Raw genomic sequence first — 7,008 nt, forward strand, 5'->3', positions numbered from 1 at the left:
GATGACATTCAGGAGGTCGACATCGCGGACCTGCTTGGCCGCGATGCGGTGCCGGCACAGGGCGATTTGCTTGAGCATTGCATCAAGGATCAGTCGGTTCTGGTCACGGGGGCGGGCGGTTCTATCGGTTCTGAGCTTTGCCGCCAGATCCTGGCGTTGAAGCCGACCACGCTGTTGTTGTTCGAGCACAGTGAGTTCAATCTTTACAGCATTCTGTCGGAACTTGAGCAGCGTATTACCCGTGAGTCGCTATCGGTTCGTCTGTTGCCGATCCTCGGTTCGGTGCGCAACCAGGACAAACTGCTGGACGTGATGAAAACCTGGCATGTGGATACGGTGTATCACGCGGCGGCTTACAAGCACGTGCCGATGGTCGAGCACAATATTGCCGAAGGTGTACTGAACAATGTGATCGGTACGCTGAATACCGCGCAGGCCGCCCTGCAGGCCGGTGTAGCAAACTTCGTGTTGATTTCGACTGACAAGGCTGTTCGTCCCACCAATGTCATGGGCAGTACCAAGCGGTTGGCGGAGCTGACGTTGCAGGCCTTGAGCCGCGAGCTGGCGCCGGTGATGTTTGGTGACAAGACCAACGTGTCCCGGGTTAATAAAACCCGGTTTACCATGGTGCGATTCGGCAATGTGCTCGGGTCTTCCGGTTCGGTGATTCCGCTGTTCCATAAGCAGATCAAGTCGGGCGGCCCGCTGACGGTCACACATCCGAAAATCACCCGTTACTTCATGACCATCCCCGAGGCCGCGCAACTGGTCATACAGGCTGGTTCGATGGGGCAGGGCGGTGATGTGTTTGTGCTGGACATGGGCGAGCCGGTGAAGATTGTCGAGCTGGCGGAGAAGATGATTCACTTGTCGGGGTTGAGTGTCCGTTCGGACAAAAATCCTCAGGGCGACATTGCCATCGAGTTTACCGGGCTACGTCCCGGCGAGAAGCTCTACGAGGAGTTGTTGATCGGTGACAACGTTGCCGCTACCCAGCACCCGATGATCATGACGGCCAATGAAGACTTGCTGCCCTGGGAAGTGCTCAAGGGCAAGCTGACGGAGTTGCTGTCTGCGATTGAGCGGGATGATTATTCGCGGGTCCGCCAACTCCTGCGCGACACCGTCAGTGGCTATGCCCCGGACGGTGAGATTGTTGACTTGATCTATCGTCAGCGTCGACTGGAGCCATGAAAGCGCGAAAGCTGTTGTACTGAGGTACTGCACCAGGTCTGATGTTGCGGGAAGGTGGCGAGCAAATCGGGCGATTCAAGGCGCGTGGCCTGATACGGGAGTTGAAATTAGTCAGCAAACAACCAGGCTCACATGCCTACAAGCAAGTGACGGTCGAGCGACCTGATATCCCGGACATATTGAATCGGGAATTTGATGTGCCGGCACCGAACCAAATCTGGTGTGGCGACATCACCTACATCTAGGCGCAGGGAAATGGCACTTCCTGGTTGTCGTCCCGGATCTCTGCGCACGTCGAATTGTGGGTTGGGCATTGTCGAGCAAGCCAAATGATCTGCTCATCAAGGCGCTGGATATGGCTTACTAGCAGCGTGGCAGGTATCAGGGAGCGGTGTTTCATTCGGATTAGAGCTCGCAATATTGCAGCCGACAGTTTCGCCAACGACTCTGGCGTTATCGCATGCGCCAGAGCATGAGTTGCCTTGGAAACTGCCAGGTATGCACCGAGGAAACGTGTGTTCAGGAGATTGAAAAACTGAGTGGATACCGACTGCTGGCTAAATGACGGCCTAAGAAGCGCACCGAGACATAAGCCACTATCTGATGCATCGGTACGACTGGATTCGGCCGCATCAATTTAACGGTGGGCTGGTCCTACCTCTGGCTGAGAAAAATTTAACGTCGTGTCCTGGATTGGTTGACCACTACAAGCCAGAGCGATACGGTTGCACTGATGATGACAAGAATGTCGCTGATCTGGTTGAGGGTGTAACCCTTGTGACTGGGCAAAATGGCATGAGCGTGACTGGGCAAAGTAAGCTTCTCACCTTGCCTGTAGGCGTCCATCAAGGCTTGCAGCTCAAAATCGCAAAGGAATGGCACGAACTTCATGAACAGAATTCCAAGCATCGTGGAGGCGGAGCGTTCATTATGAACGGAAGCTTTCGGCCAGGTACCTAATTGGGAGTTGATATGGGCTAGTGAATGCAACTGTCATCGGTTACCTTCAGGCAGTAGCATAGTTGGCCGTATGCCGTAGGAAGGGTATATAGTTTTCCTGCTTGGATATGGCGCTTTAGTTAGCGGTTAAATGCGATGTTTGGTGCCTGGTTAGAAAATAATATTGCATTGGTGTTGTCTTAAGATCAATGTGGTTCTCTAAGAAGAGTGTAGTAATGTATAATACTTCTAATGTGTTGTTGGATGGGGGTTTCAGGAAGCTTATAGTTCCTGTAATTGCGGCAACATTGTCTATTCCTGTCGTTATGTTTTCGTTGATGGGGTATGATATAAATCCTGCATTCCTACTGGCTCCAGTTATTGCGCTGGCCTTTTTTGTAAGGTTCAGCAAAATAAGTGCTGTCTTTGCATTGTCCGCAGCACTAGGCGGGGTCTCTGTTGTTGTTGCAAATACTTTCTCGCCTGACGGTCAGCTAACAAGGCACTTGCTTTCTTTGCTGTTGGTCATGTTTGCGCCTGGTTTTCTTTTTTTAGGAAGATTTCTTGCGGGGCGTGAGGGTGTTGATAGAATTATTTTTTGGTTGTCAGTTTTCTCAACTATATTTGTAGTCGTTATTTCTGCGCGTATTTTTATATTGGGTGAAGCTGTTCGTATTTATTTGGGACCTCTTGGCTACTCTGCAATGAATGCTGAGTTTTTGGGTGTTCCTGTTTTTGCGTCATTTGGAGTGTTAAGCCTCGCTCACCTGATTTGTCTTCAGGCTATTATTATGTGTGGGTCGATAATAAGTGCCAGTTCGAATGTCTACGTTCGCTGTTGTTTTGTTGTTGGGTTGGTTTGCTCTTCATTTCTGATTATTGGGAGCGACTCAAGAAGTGCTCAAATGTTGCTTGTTTGGATTTTGGCCACAGCTATTTTGTACGCCATTCGGAATCCTTCTTCTTGGAAGCTGGTAGGCTTGGTGGTGGCGTCTATCCTGCTCTCGGGGGTTATTACTTATGCTCGTGGCATGAATGAGAACAGGATGCTCGATTCGATAGAAGCAATTACCTCTGAGCCGGTAGAGACTCATGTCATTGTGGCTGGTGCCTCTTCTGAGGTGGTTGCTGAGCAACAAACTACTAAGCATGGAGGTGGGCAAGCTTCTGAGGTTGCCTCTGATGACACAGTTCAGCGTTTTACGAGAAAGGCTGACGCATTTGCGACTGGGCGCGTTGAACTTGCTGTCGAAGGATTTAAAGAGGTCTTGAAGAGCCCGTTTATCGGTAATGGATTCTCTGGATATGGTCGATATTCAGTGGGGGATAACTCTAGGTCATTGGTGGAAAATACTTCAACGCATATTTATTACTTAACGTTGCTTTGGAAGGGTGGGCTGATATTTTTCGTTCCCTTTATTGCTATGTTGGTAATTAACTTTAAAGAAGCCTGGTCCGCCCGCCCGCGCACGGATGGCTCACCAGAGTACTTTTTTGCTTGGGGCGCCGTTTTTATGGCATTTGGGCCAATGGCGCTGGCGTGGGATATTCTTATAGTGCCTAGTGCTGGGGCCTTGGCTTTTTTCTTGTTTGGCATGCTTAGCGGCTACAAAAATTTTGTCGAATCGCACACCGCCAAACTATAGATAAAGAACATATGATTTGGTTAAAGCCCGCCGAGTGCGGGCTTTTTTTCATGTTTTAAAATTTGGCCGTGCGGTGTGGGGAAGAGCGGGACAAAGTTTTATCAGTCAATCATCGTTGGCGTCCAACGATGCTGAAGGGCTCAAGATTCGTTGTCCCTGGCGTTTGTCGGGTAGCCAGAGGCGCTTACCCACGCCCTGCCTCCTAAGAACCGGGCATGCACCTTTCAGCGCCACGGCTCAAGCCGTTACTAAGTGCTGAGTAAGCGCTCCGTGAATCTATGTTCCCCCGCCGTTTTTGCACTACTGATGAGCGGGTGAGGTGGTGGGCTTGCTTAAATCTATCGGGCGTCGATCTGGGGCATGCCCCGCACCACGATGAGAGTCGCGACTGACGATTCTAAAAAAACCAGCGGCTTCATATAGCCGGTTTATGGATCAGGTTCTTCGCCAGGCTGGAGGGCCGTTCACGTCATTCGCTATTCGGTTATCGCAAAACCTGGAGGGGCAGTCGTGATACTGCAACAACCGCAGGGCCAGGCATTCAGGTGTTTGCCTCAGCTTCAAACTAGCTATGATTGGCCACTATCAGAGCCAGCAAATTCGCCTTGCCGGCGGTTCTTTACTGTCTGGGCACCAGGCCAACATGCGCGTCGAAGTCGCGACTGCATCCTACTGCTGGCGTTACCCATTTCCACAGCCAGCAGGTTGGCGGTGATCGTCCCGACATACCGCAGGCTCAGCAAACCACTATCCAGATCTTTGAACTGTCCATCCAAATAGACGAAGTGTAGCTGACCCATAAAACCCACCTATCCAAAACAGGTGGCGCATTCAGCGCGTGAGATCGGGTGTAAAATCAAATCATTCTGGCGTGGGGATCATTCGTGGCAGAGTTACTTCATTTTCACTAATACATCGATACTCAGATGATCAATATTGATACACATGATGCCCCCCAGTTCCAGGGGAGTAACACTTCATACCTTTCACCGCACTATGCGTGCGGCGCAGTCGCTCCAGCATGTGGCTTAGCCACGAATAGGGCTCCTGGCCGTTAGCTTTGGCGGTCTTGACCAGGCTGTAGATCTGTGCGCTGGCTGCGGCGTCCTTGGGCTTATCATTGAAGAGCCAGTTCTTGCGACTGATAAGAGTGCATTCCTGCCTTTTTTCGTCATTTTGAATGCGATGATTCATCCTTTGATTGCCGGAAAACTGTATTGCTGGTAAAGGCTTATGGGGTTCAAGCGCTTAAGTCGCAGGTGACTGAGGCTTTCTATCCACGTTTGTCGTTAATGGACGCCTTTGTTCGATGATTCTCTGGTTGTCGTTGCCAGTTGTAGTTGGTATTTCCCTGGTCTTGACCGGCGCCCTGCGTCGTTATGCTCTGATGGATATCCCGAATACTCGTAGCTCTCATTCGAGGCCTACACCTCGCAGTGGTGGCGTAGCCATTGTTCTGAGTTTTTTTGCGGTACTGCCCGTTCTTGGCTGGTTTGGCGTTGTGAGCTGGGAGCTTGTCTGGGCTTTGCTGGGGGCGGGTGGCGGTATCGCGATAATTGGTTTTGTCGATGACCATAGCCATATAGCTGTCCGCTGGCGCTTGCTTGGGCATTTTGCGGGAGCTGTCTGGGTACTCTGTTGGTTCAATGGAATGCCGGAGTTGTACATTTTCGGTATCTCGCTGAATCTGGGGTGGCTGGGAAACGTATTAGCGGCGGTCTACCTGGTGTGGATGCTGAACCTGTACAACTTCATGGACGGAATTGATGGGATTGCCAGTATCGAAGCGGTGTCGGTTTGCCTTGGTGCATGCCTGGTTTACTGGCTTCACGGATACGAGTCCCTAATATGGGCTCCGCTGCTGCTGGCGATGTCAGTTTTGGGCTTTCTTTACTGGAACTTCCCCCCCGCGCGGATTTTTATGGGTGACGCAGGAAGTGGTTTTCTGGGCATGGTATTAGGCGTATTTTCGCTACAGGCAGCCTGGCACAGCACGAGTCTGTTTTGGGTGTGGTTGATTCTGATCGGGGTCTTCGTCGTGGATGCGACGTTCACATTGATAAGGCGATTTTTGCAGGGGGCGAGGATCTATGAGGCGCACCGCAGCCACGCGTACCAGTGCGCATCACGTCAATTAGGTACGCATTCGATCGTCACCTTGGCGGTGTTGGCGATAAACGTACTTTGGCTTTTGCCGATTGCTTTGTACGTTGAGCTGCTCGGTCTGGATGGCTTGGTCGGCTTGGTTGTAGCGTATGTTCCCTTGGTGGTTTTAGCGGTGTGGTTTCGTGCTGGAGAGTTGGAGAGTCAGGTACATAATTGATTTTTATCAAGGTTGTTTTGTTGTATAGATTACAAAGGTGAGCGACGGGATTATGGATAGAATACGAGCATATTTGTTGAGCCTTCCGCGTCGACACAAGCGCATTTTGCAAGTCATCACAGACTTCCTACTGGTTTGGCTCGCCTTGTGGATGGCGTTCGTCGTCCGCTTGGGCATCGACGAAATGAGAAATCCATTTACTCAACACTTTTGGCTATTTATAGCTGCTCCGGTTATCGCGATCCCTCTTTTTATCCGTTTCGGGTTGTACCGGGCAGTGATGCGCTACTTCGGCAATGATGCCCTGATAGCGATTATCAAGGCTGTCAGCCTTTCGGCGCTGATTCTCGGGGTGGTAGTGTACTGGTACAGTAACCATCAGAACGTCGTACCACGCTCGATCATTTTTAACTATTGGTGGTTGAGCCTGATCATGGTGGGCGGGCTGCGCCTGGCCATGCGCCAGTATTTTCTGGGTGACTGGTTTACCGCGGCGCAGCACGTTCCGTTCACCAATCGTGACAATGGATTGCCCCGCGTTGCCATTTATGGTGCCGGTGCCGCCGGTAACCAGCTGGTTGCCGCCTTGCGCATGGGGCGGGTCATGCGTCCGGTGGCCTTTATCGATGACGACAAGAATATTGCCGATCGGGTGATTTCCGGATTGCAGGTGTACAAGCCCAAGCACATTCAACGCATGATCGAGGCCACCGGCGCTCAGGAAATCCTGCTGGCGATTCCTTCGGCCAATCGCGGGCGTCGTCGCGAGATTCTGGGCTTTCTGGAAGGTTTTCCGCTGCACGTTCGAAGTGTGCCGGGTTTCATGGACCTGGCCAGCGGTCGGGTCAAGGTTGATGACATTCAGGAGGTCGACATCGCGGACCTGCTTGGCCGCGATGCGGTGCC

Annotated in this window: 5 protein-coding genes and 2 pseudogenes; 5 read left to right on the forward strand and 2 right to left on the reverse strand. The window is 51.6% G+C overall.

Annotated features, from left to right (window positions below):
- Both BK658_RS29650 and BK658_RS29655 read left to right on the forward strand, forming a co-directional pair.
- On the forward strand, positions 1 to 1,194 hold a 1,194-nt coding region (locus tag BK658_RS29650), incomplete at its 5' end, for a UDP-N-acetylglucosamine 4,6-dehydratase family protein (RefSeq protein WP_148049752.1).
- Between the two features lie 41 nt (positions 1,195 to 1,235).
- Positions 1,236 to 1,890 (forward strand): annotated as a pseudogene (locus BK658_RS29655) (IS3 family transposase); the annotation flags it as partial.
- Here the strand turns inward: BK658_RS29655 and BK658_RS29885 are convergent.
- Positions 1,870 to 2,085 (reverse strand): hypothetical protein, encoded by a 216-nt coding sequence (locus tag BK658_RS29885; RefSeq protein WP_148049753.1) that lies wholly within the window; start codon positions 2,083 to 2,085, stop codon positions 1,870 to 1,872. The pseudogene BK658_RS29655 and the gene BK658_RS29885 overlap by 21 nt on opposite strands.
- A 284-nt stretch (positions 2,086 to 2,369) precedes the next feature.
- Between BK658_RS29885 and BK658_RS29660 the strand changes: the two genes are divergently transcribed.
- Entirely contained in the window at positions 2,370 to 3,779 is a 1,410-nt protein-coding gene (locus BK658_RS29660) for an O-antigen ligase family protein (RefSeq protein WP_185019929.1), read from the forward strand.
- A 922-nt stretch (positions 3,780 to 4,701) separates the two neighbouring features.
- On the opposite strand, the pseudogene BK658_RS29665 reads toward BK658_RS29660, so the two are convergent.
- Positions 4,702 to 4,928, reverse strand: a pseudogene (locus tag BK658_RS29665) (transposase domain-containing protein); the annotation flags it as partial.
- A 160-nt stretch (positions 4,929 to 5,088) separates the two neighbouring features.
- Between BK658_RS29665 and BK658_RS29670 the strand changes: the two are divergent.
- Together BK658_RS29670 and BK658_RS29675 are read left to right on the forward strand one after the other, a co-directional pair.
- Entirely contained in the window at positions 5,089 to 6,102 is a 1,014-nt protein-coding gene (locus BK658_RS29670) for an MraY family glycosyltransferase (RefSeq protein ID WP_123585406.1), read from the forward strand.
- 52 nt (positions 6,103 to 6,154) lie between these two features.
- Positions 6,155 to 7,008, forward strand: an 854-nt coding sequence (locus tag BK658_RS29675) for a nucleoside-diphosphate sugar epimerase/dehydratase (RefSeq protein ID WP_148049754.1), incomplete at its 3' end; no start/stop codon positions are given.

It is taken from the genome of Pseudomonas brassicacearum (genome assembly GCF_003732175.1).
Lineage (GTDB): Bacteria > Pseudomonadota > Gammaproteobacteria > Pseudomonadales > Pseudomonadaceae > Aquipseudomonas > Aquipseudomonas brassicacearum_G.